Below are 18445 nucleotides of genomic sequence, written 5' to 3'. Positions count from 1 at the left end.
TGTGGCGTTTTAATCAAGTTTTCTGTTAAGACGGTCGTCACCCTGAATTTATTTCAGGGTCTTTCACGCTAAAAAGATGCTGAAATAAATTCAGCAGGACGATAAAGCGGGATTAGGCGTAAATAAGATATAATTTTCAGCAAATAATTATCGAACTCAGGTTAATAGGTTTGATTAACTTAGGTTTATGAAGTTTTTATCTGTGATATTAATTATGGGCTTGGGTTTAACAAGCGCAGCTCAGGTTGGCCAATGCCGGACAGAAAACAATTACGGCAAATATTGTAAACGAACCCTGGGGACATCAAACCTACGATGATTATCCAAGTTTAATCAAATGGATAAAGAAAAAAGATGGCAGTTGGCTTTACGATTATATCCTACTTGATAGATACATTGCTTTTGTAATGACCACTGGCATAAATCAACGCATTAATTGCTACAGTATGGTGCCGTGGAAAATTGCTTTTACCTATTGGGATGAAACTGCACAAAAAGAGGTTGTTTTTACAGAAGCTATTGGAACACCTGCTTATGATGCATTTTGGAAGAACATGCTTACCGATTTCACCAAACATTTAAAAGCTAAGAACTGGTTCGAGAAGACATATATCGCTATGGATGAGCGCCCGATGAAAGCTATGCAGGCTGTAATTAAACTATTAAAAAGTGTTGATCCGAAGTGGAAACTCGCTTTAGCTGGCGAATACCATCAGGAAATCGAAAAAGATATTGATAATTATTGCATTGCTTCAAAATGGGAATTCCCGGCTGATGTGTTACAAAAACGTAACGAGCAAGGTAAAACCAGCACCTGGTATACTTGCTGTGCCGAACCCTACCCAAATGCATTCAGTTTCTCTTCGCCTGCAGAACAGGTATGGATGGGCTGGTATACCGCCAATAAAAACATGGACGGTTATTTGCATTGGGCATATAACAGCTGGACCAAAAATCCTTTAACCGATACGCGTTTTACAACTTGGCCCGCTGGCGATACTTATCAGGTTTATCCTGGACCATTAACATCGGTCAGGTTTGAAAAATTGATTGAAGGTGGACAGGATTTTGAGAAAATTAAGCAACTCCAGGCGCTTTATACCAAAAATAAGAATACAACAGCACTTGAGGAATTGAATAAAGCTTTAGAAAATTTCAACTTAAAATCTTTATCAACGGTTACTGCTGATGAAATTTTAAAACGCGTAAAACCGCTGCTAAACAAATAATAGATGAAGCCAAATGCTTTTTGTGGGGTTGATGATCTGCCTGGTGCATTGTGAATTTCGGCAAAATATATACAAGTAAAAGCAACGGCTATTGCAGGTAATAAAAAAACATTAGCTAGTGCAGAATTGACTTTTTAGAAAAATAACTCTTTAAAGCGCTATAAAATTTAATTTTATTTCAAACATTATGTTTTAAATTCCGCTTAAGCAATGGAATTTTTTATTTTTGAGCTATTATGGAAGAACAACAAAACGAGAATCAATTAAATATAGAGTTATCGGAAGAAATCGCTGAAGGAATTTTTTCTAACTTAGCTATCATTACCCACTCTAATACAGAATTTGTATTAGATTTTATCCGTGTAATGCCGGGAATTCCGAAGGCAAAAGTTAAATCAAGAATTATCTTAACTCCAGAACACGCAAAGCGCTTATTATCAGCATTGGAAGATAATATTCAGAAATTCGAAGCCGTAAACGGGCGTATTAAAACTCAAGAAGAACCACCTTTTCCTATGGGCTTCGGCGGGCCAACCGCTCAAGCGTAAGACTATTCAAAATCTTACAAACAAATATTTGTTTGCTATGTTAGCATAGTATATATTTGTGTATAACCATTTATAGATGAAAAAATTTTTATTGAGCGCATTACTTTCTGCCCCACTTTGGGTTTTGGGGCAGGGTTTTCAGGTTAATTTACAAGGACAGAAACAAATTGGTATGGCAGGTGCAGGTTCTGCATTGGCTTTAGACGAGGCTTCCGTATTTTATAATCCCGGTGCAGTAACTTTCTTAGAGAAAAACTCAGTTTCAGCAGGTGTAAACCCATTATTATTTAAATCAGCTTTTAAACAAACGGGTTCGAATGTTACAGAGGATGTGAAGAACAAAATTGCCCCTCCTTTCGAGTTTTATGCGGTGTGGGGGCCGAAATCAAATAAGTGGAAGTTAGGCTTAGGGGTGTATACGCCTTTTGGCGGTTTAGTAGATTGGGGCGATAATTGGTCTGGTAAGTATGCTTTAACCTCATTAAATTTAAAAGCAATCTATTTTCAACCAACATTAAGTATAAAAATTACCGATCGTATTGGTATAGGTGCAGGTTTTGTTTATAACCATGGCGATGTAAATCTTCAAAGGGCTATTCCTGTAAATTTTCCTGACGGTCGTTCGGGAAAAGCAACCTTAGATGGTACCGGAACAGGTTATGGATGGAATGCGGGTTTATATATCAAAACATTAAGCAATATCTCTTTCGCACTCGTACATAAATCGAAGGTAATTACGAAACTTGATGGTGGTTCAGCAGAATTTGAGGTTCCAAAGTCATTAGAAGGATCTTTTCCAGCAGGAAATACCTTTAACGCTGAATTACCCTTACCAGCTACCACAAGTTTAGGTATAGGTATTCCATTGTCAAAAAGTACAGTTTTAGCTTTTGATGCAAGTTGGGTACAATGGCATATTTATCAGGATTTGTCTTTTGATTATGCGACCAATACACCTGCGCTCGTTGATACAAAATCAGCGCGCAATTATCGTGATGGTTCTTCGTTTAAATTAGGTATTAACCACCAGGCCTCAGAGAAATTAGCATTAAGAGCAGGTATTGGTTATGCTTTCTCGCCGGTACAGGATGGCTACGTAACACCTGAAGCTCCTGATGCTGACCGATACATTTTAAGTGCAGGTTTAGGTTATACACCAACCCGCCATTTCGAAGTTAATGCATCGTTCTTTTTTGAAGATGTTAAATCGCGTAAACAAAAGAATATTGAAACGGGCCTTGATGGTACCTTTAAAACTTTGGTTTATGCACCAGGTATTTCATTAACTTATAAATGGTAGGAGAAATTTAAATGAAAAGATATATATTAAATAGTTTCGTTGCTGCTATCATCCTTTTTGCAGCAGCTTGTAAACCCGAAATAGAAACGCCTGCAGGTACAACTGCCGGACAAGCTAATTTTAGTAAATATATTGCTGTTGGTAACTCTTTAACTTCTGGATATGCCGATGGAGGTTTATATTTGGAAGGACAAAAAGTTGCTTATCCAAACTTAATTGCCGCCAAAATGGCTACTGTAGGTGGTGGGGCATTTACCTCTCCGTTTTTTAGCGAAGAACATTCAAATGGCTCAGGTTATATTTCTTTAACGGCACTGGTTAATGGTACCCCAACTTTAACTCCTGTTGTTGATAAACTGGCTATAAGAGATGCAGCGAAGCATTTAGACAAATACAATGGCGAAATCCAAAACTTGGGTATACCTGGAATGCGTGTTGATCTGGCCTTCGATCCAACGTTTACTTTCAGTGCTGCAAATCCTTATTTCGAGCGTTTGTTGCCAGATGCTCAGGTAGGTAAAACCAATTATTTTCAGTTTATTCAAGGAAGAAATCATACTTTTTTCTCGCTTTGGCTTGGAAATAATGATGTATTGGGTTACGCTTTAAATGGTGCGGTAACTGTATCTACTGATCCAACTACCACTTTAACTGATAAGGTTACCTTCTCTTCTTTGTATGCTAATTTTTTAAATGCCTTAACTGCCGGGGGGCAAAAAGGTATAGTTGGTACTATTCCTGATGTAACTGCTGTTCCTTATTTTAATACGGTTACGGTAGCAGCTTTATTAAATGCTGCCAAAGCAATTAATCCTGCAGCAGCAGCTATTTATATTCAAACAGGAACAGGTTCGGTAAGGCCTGCAACTGCTGAAGATTTAATCCGTTTACCATTTCAATCGGAAGGCATATTTGGAAAACCAAATGGTTCTGGCATTCCTTATGGTTTGCACCCTTTAAATCCAATCGAAAATAAGTGGGTATTGGATAAGGATGAAGTAATTAAAGTGAAAGATTATGTAAATAGCTATAATAGCAGCATTAAATCTTTAGCCACAAGCAAAGGTTTAGCCATTGCAGATACTTATGCTTATTTTAATCAGGTTGCTAGTACTGATGGTGTCAACGTGCAGGGTATTACTTTAAAGGCAGCTTTTATTAGCGGTGGCGCATTCTCTTTAGATGGCGTTCACTTAACGCCGCGTGGAAATGCAGTAATTGCCAATGTATTTATAGATGCCATTAATGCTAAATACGGTTCTACTGTACCAAACATTGATATTACGCAATATAGAGGCGTGAAATTCCCAAATTAATTCAAAAAGATTTTTATATTTTTAAAAGGTTCTAACGCTGTTGGGACCTTTTTTCATTTTAGCCTATCATGGATAAAATTGATTACCCTTTCTTTTTCAATAGGTTCAAACCAATTGATCTCTTCATCTCTTCTAAACCAGGTGAGTTGGCGTTTGGCAAAGCGACGCGTATTTTGTTTGATTGCCGAAATGGCATCTTCAAAAGATAATTTTCTGTCTAGATAATCGAACAGTTCACTGTAACCTACCGTGTTTAAAGCATTATATTTTTTAAAGGGGATAAGCGATTTCACCTCTTCTACTAAACCATCAGCAATCATTTTATCAACTCTTCGGTTGATTCGGTCGTAAAGGATAGCACGATTGGTATTGAGGCCTATTTTGATAATGTTAAATGGTCTTTCCTTTTTTGTAGCGGAAAGCATTGATGAAAGTTTTTGACCGGTTGATAAAAATACTTCCAAACCCCTGATCATTCTTTGTGGATTTTGTTGATCTACCTTTGCAAAATATTCAGGATCTAATGTTGCCAGCTGTTTTTGGATACTTGATAATCCTTCTTCTTCAAACTGTTTATTGAGCCTTTCACGTATGGCTAAATCAATATCTGGCATTTCATCCAAGCCATTAATTAAGGCATTAACATATAAACCTGAACCTCCAACCATAATGGCCAGATTGTGTTTTTTAAAAATTTGATCGAGGGTATTTAGCCCTTCTATTTCAAAATCGCCTGTGCTGAACAGTTGTGAAACCGAATGTGAATCAATAAAGTGATGTTTTGCCGCTGCTAACTCGCCTGCATCAGGTTTTGCGGTTCCTATGGCCATTTCCTTAAAAAACTGACGGGAATCGGCAGAAATGATTTCTGTATCAAAATGTTGTGCCAATTGTATTGCCAAAGCCGTCTTTCCTATTGCGGTGGGTCCAACAATAGAAATTAAGGTTTTTGATTTTTTACTAGCTTGATCTACAGTAAGCATAACATTTTAAAAGAAAAAGTCAGATATATACATCTGACTTTGTATGGATAATAATTCGTTCAATTAGTGCTGATCCCGAAGGTTCTGGGCAGCATGACGATATGGTGAATTAATAGTCGTCTTTGTGGCTATCATCTTCGAAGTTATCACTATCAGAAAATTCGTCGCCGAATTCGTCTTCTTCGCTTTCTTCATCTTCCTCTCTCTCTTCGGTATTGATCCCCATTTCGCCCATGGCTTCCAATTCGTCGGTGTCTTCTGGTACAAAGTTCATTTCATTTAAGAAATCAAATTCGCTTGCCGCCGCTGCTGCACCTCTTGGATCAACGGCCTGCGGACTGTTTTGCTCCATTATTTTGGGTGCCTCACCACTGCTTTTAGCTAAAAATGGATATTCTATATTGGGATCGGCATCTAAAATTATTTTTACCAGCTCTACATGAAAATCATAAGGGCGATCGAAATTGTAGATATAGTAAAACTTTTGATGCGGATCTTCAATAAAACCACTTAGTTTAGAATTCTCCATTAAAACTACACGGTCTTTTTTACGCTCACTTGGTAAATAAGCAATTTCATCACCTTTTAACCAATTATCGGTGCTTACGTAAAAAGAGGAAGATTTTTCAGCATTATAACCCGTAGATCTGTGAATAGCCTTGTGCAGGTCTTCAAATGTTTGGTTTGATTTAATGTCGATCTCTCTTACAACATCATCAAAATCTTCGAAAGTAATTCTAAATTTATAAATAGCCATTATAGTGTTTTGGAACCGTAAAAATAAAGTTAATTTATAATTACCACAAATATCAGACGCCATAAAAGACAGCCTAATTGTAGTGTTTTAGCAATTAAACTATTTATTAACAGGATTTAATCCCATTTGTTTTGCCTGATTTAGCATAAAACTGAATGCTTCGTGATAGTCGTTTGTGATCTCGCCCTCTAATATGGCTTCACGGATGGCATTTTTGATTATACCAACCTCTTTTCCTGCATCAAGTCCGAAAGTTTCCATGATATCGTTTCCTGAAATAGGGGGCTGCCAGTTTCTAATTTTATCGCGTTCTTCTACATCCTTAAGCTTTTGTTTAACCAGCTCAAAGTTGTTTCGGTATTTTGTTTTTTTGTATTCGTTTTTAGTCGTTACATCGGCGTTGCAAAGCAGCATTAAACTTTCAATTTCTTCACCGGCATCAAAAAGTAATCGCCTAACTGCTGAATCTGTAACGGTTTCTTGTGCCAGAACAATCGGACGTAAATGAAGTTGTACCAATTTTTGCACGTACTTCATCTTTTCGTTTAAAGGTAGTTTTAGCTGTGCAAATATTTTTGGAACCATTCTGGCTCCTCTATCTTCATGCCCATGGAATGTCCAGCCGTGGCCTTCTTCAAAACGTTTAGTTGCTGGTTTGGCAATATCATGTAAGATAGCCGCCCAACGCAACCATAAATCATCCGTGTCTGCGCAAATGTTATCTAATACTTCAAGTGTATGGTAAAAATTGTCTTTATGTCCTTTTCCTTTAATAATCTCTACCCCATAAAGCTGTGCCATTTGAGGGAAAATGAGCTGCAATAAGCCCGTATCAAAAAGATGTTTAAAGCCTATAGAAGGTTTTTTTGAGAGGATGATTTTATTCATTTCATCTGTTATCCGCTCTTTTGATACAATGGTAATGCGCTGTTTTTGCGTTTTAATGGCATTTAGGGCAGCCGGATCGATGTTGAAATTAAGCTGCGAAGCAAAGCGGATTGCCCTCATCATGCGCAAAGGATCGTCAGAAAAAGTAATTTCAGGATCGAGTGGGGTACGAATGAGTTTATTTTCTAAATCTTTAATCCCGTCAAACGGATCTAACAATTCACCAAAATGATCAGCATTTAAATTGATCGCTAAAGCATTGATGGTAAAATCTCTGCGCAGCTGGTCATCTTCTAAGGTACCATCTTCAACAATGGGTTTACGTGAATCAGAACGGTAAGATTCTTTTCTGGCGCCTACAAATTCGACTTCTAAATCCTGATATTTAATATTTGCTGTACCAAAATTTTTAAAAACAGCAACTTTGGTGTGCAGTTTTCTACCCACTGCTTCAGCATATTCTATTCCACTGCCCACAACAACCACATCAATATCTTTTGAAGGGCGATCTAAAAATAAATCGCGCACAAAGCCTCCGATTACATATGCTTCGGTACTGTTCTTATCGGCAATTGTGGATAAGGTTTTAAATATTGGGTTTTGTAGGTGTTGTTGCATCAAGTTTGTTATTTTGTCACGCAGAGATAGAAAGCATCTGCGAGCTATGAAACAGATCCTTCGTGCCTCAGGATGACAATAAGAATTACAAAAGTAATAAAATTACTTGCGAATAAACTCAAACTGTCCACCCGGAGAAAGTTTCATAATGGTTGATGGCTTTTTGTTGGTCCGGTTTTCCTGCTCAAAGTCTACCACGTAATCAACAGCATCAATAATTTCAGGGGCTATATCATCAAAGAATTTTGGCGAAGGTTGTCCGCTTAAATTAGCAGAGGTAGAAACTATAGGTTTTCTAAAGCGTTGGATTAATGGCGTGCAAAAATCGTGTTTAACAATTCTGATCCCTACACTTCCATCTGCATTGATTACGTTTTGGGCTAAATTTTTTGCGCCAGAGAAGATAATGGTTAAAGGATTTTCAGCATATTCAATTAAATCATAAGCCACATCAGGTATTTCGGCAACATAACTTTGCAGTTTGCTATCTACATCCAATAATACGATTAAACTCTTTTCGGCAGGACGGTTTTTTATTTTAAGCACTTTATCCACTGCTTCGGGATTCGTGGCATCGCAACCTATTCCCCAAATGGTATCGGTAGGGTAGAGGATCACCCCGCCCGATTTTAATACTTCAAAAGCTTTGTTAATCTCGTCTCTTAGCATTTTACAAAGTTAATTTATTAAGAGGAAGTTAAATAATCTTAATATGTATTTCCTGTGGTGTCGGATATTTCTATCTGACACCTGGCTGTAAAACAGATCTTATGGAATACCCGCCTATATACTGATTCAACGATTTAATCCAATTGTAAAATATTTAGTCTGAGTGATATAAGGTCAAAACATAATCAAACAGAAATCGTTTTACCGATAACAATCTGATTGTAAAAAATGTTAAATGATTTGTCATTTGGTTTCCAAAATCGTTATATTTAATCAGGTTATTTAAAGAACAACGCACAAAATGAGAACAGCACAAAAATTATTAATGCTTTTTACAGTGGTATTGGCATTAGCAGGATGTACAACACTCCGCACCGCATCAGATTATGATAAAAATGTTGATTTAAGCGGTTACAAAACTTACAATTTTTACGATAAAGGCATAGCAAGGGTTAAGCTTAATAATCTGGATAAACGCAGATTAATAGCCGCTGTTGAATCTGAAATGAATGCCAAAGGATTTACCAAATCAGACCGACCTGATTTATTGGTGAATTTGGTGGTAGTTGCCCGAGAAAAAACCGATGTTTATGGTCCAGGTTACTACGGTGGCTGGGGATGGGGCTGGCGTGGCGGCTGGGGAAATCCTTTCTGGGGCGGTGGAACCTATGTAAACCAATATATTGAAGGTACAATCATTATCGATTTCTTGGATCCTGCTAAAAAGATTTTATTCTGGCACGGACAGGGATCTGGTTTTAACCTCGATAGCTTTAACAAAAGAGAAGAACGATTATATACAGGCGTAAAAGAAATACTGGCACAATATCCACCAACTGTTACCGCTGCTAAATAAAGCTGTGCCGTTAGGTTAAGAGATCTAAATAGCAATTCCTTAATTGCTGAGTAGCTACAGGGCTGTTGAATTTTTAAATAAATTCCAGCCCTTTTTATGTTTTGTAGCTGGGTTACTTAAGGTCGGAGTCTAAAAGGACTGTTGATTTGCTAAAAGATAGGTTGTTTTATTTGAAAAAGCAGAGGCTGTGCTGCTAGGTTTGGAAGGGTGGATAAAGAAGGTGAATGGCCTCGAAGTATCGTCATTTCGACCGCAGTGTTCCAAAGGAACTCCTTCGGAGGAGAAATCTTTTAAATTTGATTCAATAACTTGGTACAAAGATCTCTCCATTTCGCTGCGCTACAGTCGAGATGACGACCATTCTTTTGGAACCTGTCAATGATAGCCTGTCGAAGGACAAAATTTTGGTTTGACCACAGAGTTCTTCAATAGGCTCTGAATAACAGGATTTCTGTAGACCTGAACCTAATAGAAAGCTACTTTTTAAAGTGATAGGTAACAATCCATTAATTGCTGCGTAACAATAGCGCTGTTGAATTTTTGAACAAATTCCAGTCCTTTTTCCTTCATCTCTTTTTGGAGCTGCGGTCTTTCAAGAATTTGATTAATGGCTTTTGCAAGTCCGTTAGCATCATCAGGTGAAATGTATAAGCTATCTGGGCCGCCAGCTTCTTCCAGGCATGACCCAGTTGCTGCCACTACAGGAATCCCAGAATATAGCGCCTCGATAATCGGAATGCCAAAACCTTCGTAAAAGGAAGGATAAACAAAAACGCTTGCCATTTGATAAATACCAGGCAGATCGGCAAAAGGGATATTTTTTAAGAATAGAATTCTGTTTTTAAGGCCGAACTTTTCTATTTCTTTCTCAACGGTTTTAAAATAAGCCGTTTGTTTACCTATTACCACCAGTTTATACTCCTCATTAACCTCTTTTAAAGCCTGAACAGCTAATTTAAGGTTTTTACGCTCTTCAATGGTACCAACGTTTAGGATATATTTTTCGGGCAGTTTATAAGTTGCCCTAATGCGGCTTAAGGTTTCTTTAGCAAAAGGTGTTTTAAAACTGTCATCACAGCTTTGGTAAATTACCTCAATTTTTTCAGAACTGATCCCATATAAATCAATAATGTCTTCTTTTGTTTTTTCGCTGATGGCGATAATTTTATTGACCCGTTTACAAGCAGATTTGCTTTTCCACTCGTATAATTTCCGGTCTATAAATTTATAATACTGAGGGAAGCGAAGAAAAATTAAATCATGAATGGTAACGATCGATTTAATCCGGGTATGTTGTATGGCTAATGGAATTTCATGACTGAGCCCATGATAAATCTGGCAACCATCTTGATTTAAATCTTTAAGGATATTTAAACTTCGCCATAAAAAAGGCCCGTTTTTTGGAAGCTTCAGTTCGATGTTTTCATTTGCGAGAAAAGCATCAATCTGTTTTGCCGATTTTACTTTTGGAGCGTACACCAAATACTGGTGCTGAGGAAACTGATGTGCCAAATGCTCAATTAAAGACCGGCTGTAATTACCTAATCCTGTTAAGTTATTGGCAGCACGCTTGCCATCGTATCCAATTTTCATCAGAGGTGTAAGGTTTAAGGTAAAAGGTTTAAGGCTTTGGGTGTTACCTTACACCTTAAGCCCTATACCTTAAACCATTTATACTGCTACGTTATTTTCTCTCAACGCATCGTTAAGTGAAGTTTTCTTATCTGTACTTTCTTTACGTTTACCAATAATTAAAGCACAAGGTACCTGGAATTCGCCTGCAGGGAATTTTTTAGAATAGCTTCCTGGTATTACTACCGAACGTGCAGGAACAATTCCTTTATATTCTACTGGTGTTGGGCCGGTAACATCAATAATTTTAGTTGATGCAGTTAATACCACATTAGCACCTAAAACAGCTTCTCTTTCTACTTTAACACCTTCTACCACAATTGCTCTAGAGCCTAGAAATGCATCATCTTCGATAATAACCGGAGCAGCTTGTACAGGCTCTAAAACACCACCGATACCCACACCACCACTTAAGTGAACGCGTTTACCAATTTGTGCACAAGAACCAACAGTAGCCCAGGTATCAACCATAGTACCTTCATCAACGTAAGCGCCAATGTTTACGTACGATGGCATCATGATTACACCTTTTGCTAAAAACGCACCATAACGCGCACTTGCCATAGGCACAACACGTACACCAGTTGTTTTATAATCGGTTTTTAAATCCATTTTATCGTGGTAAACGAAAGGACCACTTTTAATTTCTTTCATCTCGCGAATCGGGAAATATAAAATTACTGCTTTCTTTACCCATTCATTAATGCCCCAAGAGTTTAAAACTGGCTCAGCAACACGGATTTCACCCTTATCAAGGCCCATAATAACGGCTTCAATGGCTTCGCAATAGTTACTGTATTTTAAAAGGGTTCTATCCTCCCAAGCGGCTTCAATTAATTTCTTTAAATCTGAATACATGATGTTTTAAATTTTACGCAAAATAAATCAATTTTTGCTTATTAAATGGTTAATTGTTTAAATTGTTTTTTGGGTGGGTTAACTGGTTAATCGTTTGAATTGGTTAACTGTGCATAAAGAGGTTAATTGTTTAAGTGTTTAAACTGGTTAACTGTAGGAATATGTCATATACAATTAACCGATTAACCAATTTAAACAGTTAATCAAATTATGTATTTTTGAATTTTATGACAGAGACAGAAAAACTTAGAATAGATAAATATTTATGGGCGATCAGGTTGTTTAAAACACGGAGCCTGGCCACCGATGCCTGTAAAGCAGGAAGAGTGAAACTCAAAGGGCAGAATATTAAACCTTCTGCTATTGTGAAAGTGGGTGAAGTTTATCAGGTATCAAAAGGGATCGAAAAGAAAATTATCGAAGTGGTAGAACTTTCGTACAACAGAACAGATTCGCCAACAGCCTTAACAAAGTATAAAGATTTAACGCCTGTTGAAGAAACGCATGCTTTTAAATCGATGTTTCACGCGCCAAATCTAAAACGGGATAGAGGTACTGGCCGCCCGACTAAAAAAGACAGACGTGAAACTGACGATTTGATAGGAGGAATGTTCGAAGAGGAGGATTAGTTAGTTCTCAGTTTGCAATTTACGGTTTTCGGTTTGCGTACTGATCACTGCATACTGCAAATTGAAATGCCGCATCCGGTAACTCATCATTGCTGTTTTGCCCAGTTTTTCGATCAATTTATAATTGGCAACTGCACCAACTGCTGCCCCTACAAATGGAAGCATCTGCGCAAGTTTTGCTAAATCAATATAATCGCGGTATTGCTGTTGGAAGGTAAGCCAGTCAAATTCATCAATATTGGTAGGTAATTGATGGGCTTTATCATCCCAATCCTGCATTTTGATAAATATATTCTGGCTTTCTTCTTTGCTTGAAAAGGCCAGCTGGAAGATGTGTAAAATATATAAACGTTCGCGGTAATCTTTAACATCGTATCCGTAAACTGCGGCAATATCAAAAAGCATCTTCATCTTTATGCTCAGCAATAGGGGGAAATCTGCCAGACTCATTAAAAAACCTCCTGCACCTGTAATTCCGCCTTCTGCAGCCCCTGTTTTTTTATAGTTTTCTATCTTTTGCTTAATTAATGCCTCGCGGTGCATCAAGGTTAAATCGGTATTTGGTTTAGATGTGGTAAATGTTGAACCAAAAAGCACAGCCTTAACCATCTGTTTAATGGCGGATGTGATCGCGTTATGAACCTTATCAGGGATATAACTATTAATTTTTTTCTGAACTTTATCGGTTACCTTATTAAAAAGAGAAGGTTTCTGTAAGGTTTTAAACTTCCAGAAATCTAATTCACCCGTTATTTTTTGTTCGTAGGTCATACTTAATGACTACAATAATTATTCCTTAAAATTTAACATGAAATAACTTTGAAGAATAAAGGATAAACTATATGTTTAGTTGCCTAAATATGAACTTAATCCTTTCATTATGAAAACCTTAAAACGCCTCATTCAACTGATTTTATTACTGCAAAAAAAGTACAATTTTAATGTGCTTTACGATACCAAAAACGTAAAAGACCCTTCCAAATTTGATGTAGTAAGCGCTTATAAGGTTGATGGAATCCCAACCAAATTTGTGATTGATGGGGATGGAAATATCAGGTTTAAAGCCGTAGGTTTTTCTGGCTCTGACGATGGTGTGGTGAAAGAAATAGACTCGATGATCGGCTTATTGGCAGGAAAAGAATCGAGCAAATAGACAATGATTTCCAAACAGAAAAGGTGCTGATCATCGGCACCTTTTCTGTTTTAGTATTCTATCCTCATTGGTGAGGTTTCCCATAGCTTAAAAGCTGCCAGGGCTTCATCTCGCATCAGTTGGATAACCGGCAGGCTTCTGTTTTCCATCGGCTTGTCTAGCTCTTCGTAGATAAATTTATCACTAAAACCAATGTGTTCGGCATCAGCCTTGGTATTTGCATAATAAATCGTATCAATTCTTGCCCAATAAATGGCGCCTAAACACATCGGGCAAGGTTCACAACTGGTATAAATTACACAGCCACTTAAATCGAAAGTATTTAATTCGGTACAGGCCAGCCTGATTGCCGAAACCTCTGCATGCGCAGTTGGATCGTTGGTAGAAGTTACCTTATTTGCCGATTTAGCAATCAACCTCCCTTCTTTTACCACTACAGCTCCAAAAGGCCCACCAATGCTTTCGCTTACATTTTGTACAGATAACTCGATTGCTATCCGCATATATTCCTGATGTTGATTGTCCATATTAATTTGATCTTTTATAAAAAACAGCACAAAAAAAATGCCCCGATTTTATACGAGGCATTTATATTTTAATGGCTATTCGCTTATTTTTTGCTGTATTCTGCGTTTAAGCCTTTAATTACTTCTGAAGTAACATCTAAACTTTCGTCGGCAAATAAAATAGCGCTGTTACCTTTTGAGTAAGTCAAAACCATTTTATAACCTTTTTCTTTAGCGTAACCTTTTAAGTAATCAGCCACTTTATCATAAAGTTTTTCATTCTCAGCAGCTTGCTCATTCTGTAAAGCACCACCAGCATTTTGTTGGTAAGTTTGTAGTTCTTGTTGTTTACGTGCTAAACGCTCTTCGGTGCTTTTACGTTGATCGGCAGATAAAGTTTGTGCCGATTGCTGGTATTGTGCAACTTCTCTTTGAAAAGCCTGACCTTTAGCTTGCATGTCTGCCTGAGCATTTTTGGTCTTACCTTCAAATTTCACTTTTAGGTCTTTGAAGTATTCATATTTTGTAAGTAACGAGTCGGAGTTTACATACACAATTTTCTCAGTTTGAGAAACCGCTGCAGTAGTACCCTCTGTTTTTTTAGTTTCTGTAGTTTTAGTGTCTTTGTTCTGGCATGCAGAGAAAGCAGTTATCAAAGTTGCTGTTGCAAGTAAACCAAAGGTTTTAAAGGTTCTTCTTTCCATTCTTGTTTAATAAATTTTAGCAAACTTATATAAATTAGTTTTTATATCCAATTTAAAGAAAGGTCTATCGCAACACAAGTTGCTGCAAAGTAGATTTTGCGTTGGGCCGTTCGTTAAGTATTTAATTTACTAAACGCTAAGCGCCTACCACTAACCGCGCAATATGATAAGTGGTGATTTGAAAAGCAAGGTCAGTAGTTCAAATCGTTGTTCGTCCCGCTGTCCGCTTTATTTCATGCCCGCTGCCATCGGGTTTAGGTGGCACGGCTAGTAATGGCTATTTGGGGTCGCTGGGTGGCAATAGCAAATTTCATAACACCAAACGTTCCTACGGAACGAAAAAATGTTTCATTTTTTTTCTACCCATGAGGCGTTCTTCTGGAACGGATTGTCGGAATGAGGTGCGAGGCGTTCCACCAATGTCATTAAGTTAGGGCATTCGGCACAAGCAAAAATAATTTAACCACAGATAGAAAGGATGCACACAGATATGAAATCCGTGTTTATCTGTGTCCATCTGTGGTTAAAAACTCTTAACTTAATGACATTGGGCGTTCTACTGGAACGGGTTGTCGGATTAGAAATGTTAACTCTTAAAATCCATGGGAGACTTAAAAATGAGGTATGAGGCGTTCCTCTGGAAGGGTTTGCGATTTAGAAATCTTAATCCTTAGCGTCCCCTTAGGGACGTTTCGTGGGTAGCCAATTGAATAATTGGCGTTTTCGTTCCGTCGGAACGTTTGGTGGGCTGGTGCGATAATCCTATAATATTTGCAGGTTGTGGCCACCTAAACCCGATTGAAATGGAAAGCTCCCGCTTCTTCTGCGGGACTTATAATGGAAAGCGGGAAGAGACATGGATTGGAATGTAGGTTTTGCTTTCCAAAACCTGATTTAAACTCTTAATGTCCATGGGAGACTTAAAAATGAGGTATGAGGCGTTCCTCTGGAAGGGTTTGCGATTTAGAAATCTTAATCTTTAGCGTCCCCTTAGGGACGTTTCGTGGGTAGCCAATTGAATAATTGGCGTTTTCGTTCCGTCGGAATGTTTGGTGGGCTGGTGCGATAATCCTATAATATTTGCAGGTTGTGGCCACCTAAACCCGATTGAAATGGACAGCTCCCGCTTCTTCTGCGGGACTTATAATGGAAAGCGGGAAGAGACATGGATTGGAATGCTGGTTTTGCTTTCCAAAACCTGATTTAAACCTGTTTTAATCGCTTTAACTGTAATCTCTTAACAGCTCAAAATTTATCCACATATTAGTTTAAATGCCAAAATTTCCGTATTTTTGATACTTATTGTTTTTAATTAAAATATGAGCGAAGAACAGGATTTAAAGTCAAATTATTCGGCAGATAATATACAGGTTTTAGAAGGTTTAGAAGCGGTGCGTAAGCGCCCTTCAATGTATATAGGTGATACTGGTGTAAAAGGTTTACACCATTTGGTTTACGAGGTTGTAGATAACTCAATTGATGAGGCTTTGGCCGGTCATGCTGATACAATCGACGTTAGAATTTTAGAAGGTAACTCCATCAGGGTTGAAGATAACGGTCGTGGTATTCCAACCGGGATCAATACAAAAGAAAATAAATCGGCGCTTGAAATCGTAATGACGGTTTTGCACGCAGGTGGTAAATTTGATAAAGATACCTACAAAGTATCTGGAGGTTTGCACGGTGTGGGGGTAAGTTGCGTTAACGCTTTATCGACACATCTAAAAGCCGAAGTTCACCGCGAAGGTAAAATATGGATGCAGGAATATAACATCGGTAAACCTTTATACGATGTTAAAGAAGTTGGTGAAACAGATAAACGCGGTACCATCGTAACTTTTAGTCCGGATGCTACCATTTTTACACAAACTACTGAATATAAATACGATACTTTAGCTGGTCGTTTGCGTGAGTTGGCTTTCCTGAATAAAGGAATTAGATTAACCCTAACTGATGAGCGTGAGAAATTGGATGATGGTACTTTTTTATCAGAAGTTTTTGAATCAGAAGGTGGCTTAAAAGAGTTTGTTACATTTTTAGATGGAACACGTGCATCTTTTTTACCAGAACCGATTTATATCGATGGTATTAAAAATGGCGTTCCGGTTGAGTTGGCTTTTCAGTACAACGATAGCTACTCAGAAAATGTGCACTCGTATGTAAACAACATCAACACACACGAAGGAGGTACACACATTGCAGGTTTCCGTAGAGGTTTAACACGTACGCTGAAAAGTTACGCCGATAAATCTGGCTTATTGAAAAACCTGAAAATGGAAATCACTGGTGATGACTTTAGAGAAGGTTTAACAGCTGTGGTTTCGGTTAAGGTACAAGAACCTCAATTTGAAGGCCAAACCAAAACCAAATTGGGTAATACCGAGGTAATGGGTGCGGTTGATATTGCTGTTGGTGAAGCTTTAGGTGCTTATTTGGAAGAAAATCCGAAAGAGGCTAAAATGATCGTTAACAAAGTGATCTTAGCTGCTACGGCCCGTGCTGCAGCACGTAAGGCGCGTGAGATGGTTCAACGTAAGAGTGTAATGGGTGGTTCTGGTTTACCAGGTAAATTGGCCGATTGCTCAGACAGTGATCCTGAAAAATGTGAAATTTATCTGGTAGAGGGTGACTCGGCGGGTGGTACCGCTAAACAAGGTCGTGATCGAAACATTCAGGCTATTTTACCACTAAAAGGTAAAATCTTGAATGTAGAAAAAGCAATGGAGCACAAAATCTATGAGAATGATGAGATCAAGAACATGTTTACCGCTATCGGTGTGAGTATTGGTACACCAGAAGACGATAAAGCATTAAACCTAACAAAATTACGTTACCACAAGATCGTAATTATGACGGATGCGGATATTGATGGTTCTCACATTACCACTTTGATTTTAACATTCTTCTACCGTTATATGAGGGCATTAATTGAAGCAGGTTATGTTTACATTGCATCGCCACCGCTTTACCAGGTTAAAAAAGGTAAAGATTTTGAATATTGCTGGAATGATGTACAACGCGATGCAGCTGTACAACGTATTAAAGGTAATGGTAAAGAAGACAGCGTACACATTCAACGTTACAAAGGTTTGGGTGAGATGAACGCAGAACAACTTTGGGATACCACATTGAATCCAGCTACACGTACTTTATTACAGGCTACTATTGAAAGTGCTGCAGAATGCGATCATACTTTCTCTATGTTGATGGGCGATGAAGTTGCTCCACGTAGAGAGTTTATTGAACGTAATGCAAAATATGCGAAAATTGATGCTTAATTGAGCTGGAAGCTCAAAGAAAAAGCTGAAAGCGAAATATATAACCCTCTTCAAGTTAAATCTTGAAGAGGGTTTTGTTTTTATTGTGGTGTAAGATGTTGCCATCTTACACTGCATTGAATTTTTTCGGTGAATTAATTTAGTTGTTATGAGTCAGATGGTAACATCTGACTACACAAGAAATAGAATATTTATCGTGGTGTAAGATGTTACCATCTTACACCATATTGAATTTTTCTAGTTTGGATGAATTTTAATTGTCATAAGTCAGATGGAAACAGCTGACTTCACCTAAAAAACTTCCAAAATCTAAGGAAGCCAAGGGAAAAAACAAGAGGCTGTCTCGTTTATTTTGAGACAGCCTCGTAAATAATTTTAAGCGTTCTTTGACTGTGCTCAGGCTGACAGATTATAATGGAGGTGTCGTCATTGCGAGGAGGAAGGACGAAGCAATCTTTCATGCCAGGGATCCTGTTATAAAGATTGCTTCGTCGGCTGAAAAAGCCTTCTCGCAATGACGA

17 protein-coding genes are annotated in these 18445 nt (G+C 37.9%); 8 read left to right on the top strand and 9 right to left on the bottom strand.

Features of this window, described 5'->3' with window-relative positions; translation table 11 throughout:
• Positions 1–245: 245 nt before the first annotated feature.
• The 4 genes from AW17_RS20850 (at position 246) to AW17_RS20835 (ending at position 4393) form a co-directional block, all read left to right on the top strand.
• Positions 246–1229 carry a DUF4091 domain-containing protein gene (locus AW17_RS20850; protein WP_051692012.1) on the top strand — a complete coding sequence of 328 codons (984 nt, stop codon included), beginning with the start codon at positions 246–248 and terminating at the stop codon, positions 1227–1229.
• Between the two features lie 236 nt (positions 1230–1465).
• Positions 1466–1777, top strand: coding sequence for a DUF3467 domain-containing protein (locus AW17_RS20845; RefSeq protein ID WP_029279713.1), 312 nt, complete (start codon positions 1466–1468; stop codon positions 1775–1777).
• 76 nt (positions 1778–1853) lie between these two features.
• The gene (locus AW17_RS20840; RefSeq protein WP_029279710.1) at positions 1854–3077 is read left to right on the top strand and encodes an OmpP1/FadL family transporter; all 1224 of its coding nucleotides are present in this window, start codon (positions 1854–1856) and stop codon (positions 3075–3077) included.
• 11 nt (positions 3078–3088) lie between these two features.
• The gene (locus AW17_RS20835) at positions 3089–4393 is read left to right on the top strand and encodes an SGNH/GDSL hydrolase family protein (protein ID WP_029279708.1); all 1305 of its coding nucleotides are present in this window, start codon (positions 3089–3091) and stop codon (positions 4391–4393) included.
• 53 nt (positions 4394–4446) lie between these two features.
• Here AW17_RS20835 and miaA read toward each other — a convergent pair whose 3' ends face one another.
• The 4 genes from miaA to AW17_RS20815 form a co-directional block, all read right to left on the bottom strand.
• Entirely contained in the window at positions 4447–5376 is a 930-nt protein-coding gene (gene miaA, locus AW17_RS20830; protein WP_029279706.1) for a tRNA (adenosine(37)-N6)-dimethylallyltransferase MiaA, read from the bottom strand.
• Positions 5377–5485: 109 nt separating this feature from the next.
• A complete protein-coding gene (locus AW17_RS20825; protein ID WP_029279704.1) occupies positions 5486–6133 on the bottom strand; it encodes an IS1096 element passenger TnpR family protein in 648 nt (215 codons plus the stop codon).
• A 99-nt stretch (positions 6134–6232) separates the two neighbouring features.
• The gene (locus AW17_RS20820) at positions 6233–7639 is read right to left on the bottom strand and encodes a CCA tRNA nucleotidyltransferase (RefSeq protein WP_029279702.1); all 1407 of its coding nucleotides are present in this window, start codon (positions 7637–7639) and stop codon (positions 6233–6235) included.
• Positions 7640–7741: 102 nt separating this feature from the next.
• A complete protein-coding gene (locus AW17_RS20815) occupies positions 7742–8308 on the bottom strand; it encodes an L-threonylcarbamoyladenylate synthase (RefSeq protein WP_029279700.1) in 567 nt (188 codons plus the stop codon).
• 301 nt (positions 8309–8609) lie between these two features.
• On the opposite strand from AW17_RS20815, the gene AW17_RS20810 reads away from it, so the two are divergent.
• Positions 8610–9164, top strand: coding sequence for a DUF4136 domain-containing protein (locus tag AW17_RS20810; RefSeq protein WP_029279698.1), 555 nt, complete (start codon positions 8610–8612; stop codon positions 9162–9164).
• A gap of 483 nt (positions 9165–9647) precedes the next feature.
• Here AW17_RS20810 and AW17_RS20805 read toward each other — a convergent pair whose 3' ends face one another.
• Both AW17_RS20805 and AW17_RS20800 read right to left on the bottom strand, forming a co-directional pair.
• On the bottom strand, positions 9648–10757 hold the full coding sequence (locus tag AW17_RS20805; protein WP_029279697.1) for a glycosyltransferase family 4 protein: 1110 nt from the start codon (positions 10755–10757) through the stop codon (positions 9648–9650).
• A gap of 78 nt (positions 10758–10835) precedes the next feature.
• Complete coding sequence (locus AW17_RS20800) at positions 10836–11654, bottom strand: 2,3,4,5-tetrahydropyridine-2,6-dicarboxylate N-succinyltransferase (RefSeq protein ID WP_029279695.1); 819 nt, start codon at positions 11652–11654, stop codon at positions 10836–10838.
• 227 nt (positions 11655–11881) lie between these two features.
• Here AW17_RS20800 and AW17_RS20795 point away from each other — a divergent pair, with 227 nt between their 5' ends.
• Entirely contained in the window at positions 11882–12283 is a 402-nt protein-coding gene (locus AW17_RS20795) for an RNA-binding S4 domain-containing protein (protein ID WP_029279693.1), read from the top strand.
• Here the strand turns inward: AW17_RS20795 and AW17_RS20790 are convergent, their stop codons facing one another.
• Positions 12284–13054 carry an EcsC family protein gene (locus AW17_RS20790; RefSeq protein WP_036670566.1) on the bottom strand — a complete coding sequence of 257 codons (771 nt, stop codon included), beginning with the start codon at positions 13052–13054 and terminating at the stop codon, positions 12284–12286.
• Positions 13055–13163: 109 nt separating this feature from the next.
• Here AW17_RS20790 and AW17_RS20785 point away from each other — a divergent pair, with 109 nt between their 5' ends.
• Positions 13164–13436 (top strand): TlpA family protein disulfide reductase, encoded by a 273-nt coding sequence (locus tag AW17_RS20785; protein ID WP_055726111.1) that lies wholly within the window; start codon positions 13164–13166, stop codon positions 13434–13436.
• Positions 13437–13486: 50 nt separating this feature from the next.
• Here AW17_RS20785 and AW17_RS20780 read toward each other — a convergent pair whose 3' ends face one another.
• Together AW17_RS20780 and AW17_RS20775 are read right to left on the bottom strand one after the other, a co-directional pair.
• Entirely contained in the window at positions 13487–13963 is a 477-nt protein-coding gene (locus AW17_RS20780) for a nucleoside deaminase (protein ID WP_029279686.1), read from the bottom strand.
• Positions 13964–14046: 83 nt separating this feature from the next.
• Positions 14047–14646, bottom strand: coding sequence for an OmpH/Skp family outer membrane protein (locus AW17_RS20775; RefSeq protein WP_029279685.1), 600 nt, complete (start codon positions 14644–14646; stop codon positions 14047–14049).
• A 1319-nt stretch (positions 14647–15965) separates the two neighbouring features.
• On the opposite strand from AW17_RS20775, the gene gyrB reads away from it, so the two are divergent.
• Positions 15966–17924 carry a DNA topoisomerase (ATP-hydrolyzing) subunit B gene (gyrB, locus tag AW17_RS20770; RefSeq protein ID WP_029279682.1) on the top strand — a complete coding sequence of 653 codons (1959 nt, stop codon included), beginning with the start codon at positions 15966–15968 and terminating at the stop codon, positions 17922–17924.
• Positions 17925–18445: the final 521 nt, after the last annotated feature.

Source organism: Pedobacter borealis DSM 19626 (assembly GCF_000708285.2).
GTDB lineage: Bacteria > Bacteroidota > Bacteroidia > Sphingobacteriales > Sphingobacteriaceae > Pedobacter > Pedobacter borealis.
The sequence above is the reverse complement of the archived record's forward strand: the minus strand, read 5'-3'. Positions and strand labels throughout refer to the sequence as shown.

Coding starts and splice junctions, on each gene's coding strand:
- AW17_RS20800 (WP_029279695.1), bottom strand. CDS start 11,654: ATGTATTCAGATTTAAAGAAATTAATTGAAGCCGCTTGGGAGGATAGA.
- AW17_RS20815 (WP_029279700.1), bottom strand. CDS start 8,308: ATGCTAAGAGACGAGATTAACAAAGCTTTTGAAGTATTAAAATCGGGC.
- AW17_RS20780 (WP_029279686.1), bottom strand. CDS start 13,963: ATGGACAATCAACATCAGGAATATATGCGGATAGCAATCGAGTTATCT.
- AW17_RS20840 (WP_029279710.1), top strand. CDS start 1,854: ATGAAAAAATTTTTATTGAGCGCATTACTTTCTGCCCCACTTTGGGTT.
- gyrB (WP_029279682.1), top strand. CDS start 15,966: ATGAGCGAAGAACAGGATTTAAAGTCAAATTATTCGGCAGATAATATA.
- AW17_RS20790 (WP_036670566.1), bottom strand. CDS start 13,054: ATGACCTACGAACAAAAAATAACGGGTGAATTAGATTTCTGGAAGTTT.
- AW17_RS20775 (WP_029279685.1), bottom strand. CDS start 14,646: ATGGAAAGAAGAACCTTTAAAACCTTTGGTTTACTTGCAACAGCAACT.
- AW17_RS20785 (WP_055726111.1), top strand. CDS start 13,164: ATGAAAACCTTAAAACGCCTCATTCAACTGATTTTATTACTGCAAAAA.
- AW17_RS20845 (WP_029279713.1), top strand. CDS start 1,466: ATGGAAGAACAACAAAACGAGAATCAATTAAATATAGAGTTATCGGAA.
- AW17_RS20805 (WP_029279697.1), bottom strand. CDS start 10,757: ATGAAAATTGGATACGATGGCAAGCGTGCTGCCAATAACTTAACAGGA.
- AW17_RS20835 (WP_029279708.1), top strand. CDS start 3,089: ATGAAAAGATATATATTAAATAGTTTCGTTGCTGCTATCATCCTTTTT.
- AW17_RS20810 (WP_029279698.1), top strand. CDS start 8,610: ATGAGAACAGCACAAAAATTATTAATGCTTTTTACAGTGGTATTGGCA.
- miaA (WP_029279706.1), bottom strand. CDS start 5,376: ATGCTTACTGTAGATCAAGCTAGTAAAAAATCAAAAACCTTAATTTCT.
- AW17_RS20825 (WP_029279704.1), bottom strand. CDS start 6,133: ATGGCTATTTATAAATTTAGAATTACTTTCGAAGATTTTGATGATGTT.
- AW17_RS20795 (WP_029279693.1), top strand. CDS start 11,882: ATGACAGAGACAGAAAAACTTAGAATAGATAAATATTTATGGGCGATC.
- AW17_RS20820 (WP_029279702.1), bottom strand. CDS start 7,639: ATGCAACAACACCTACAAAACCCAATATTTAAAACCTTATCCACAATT.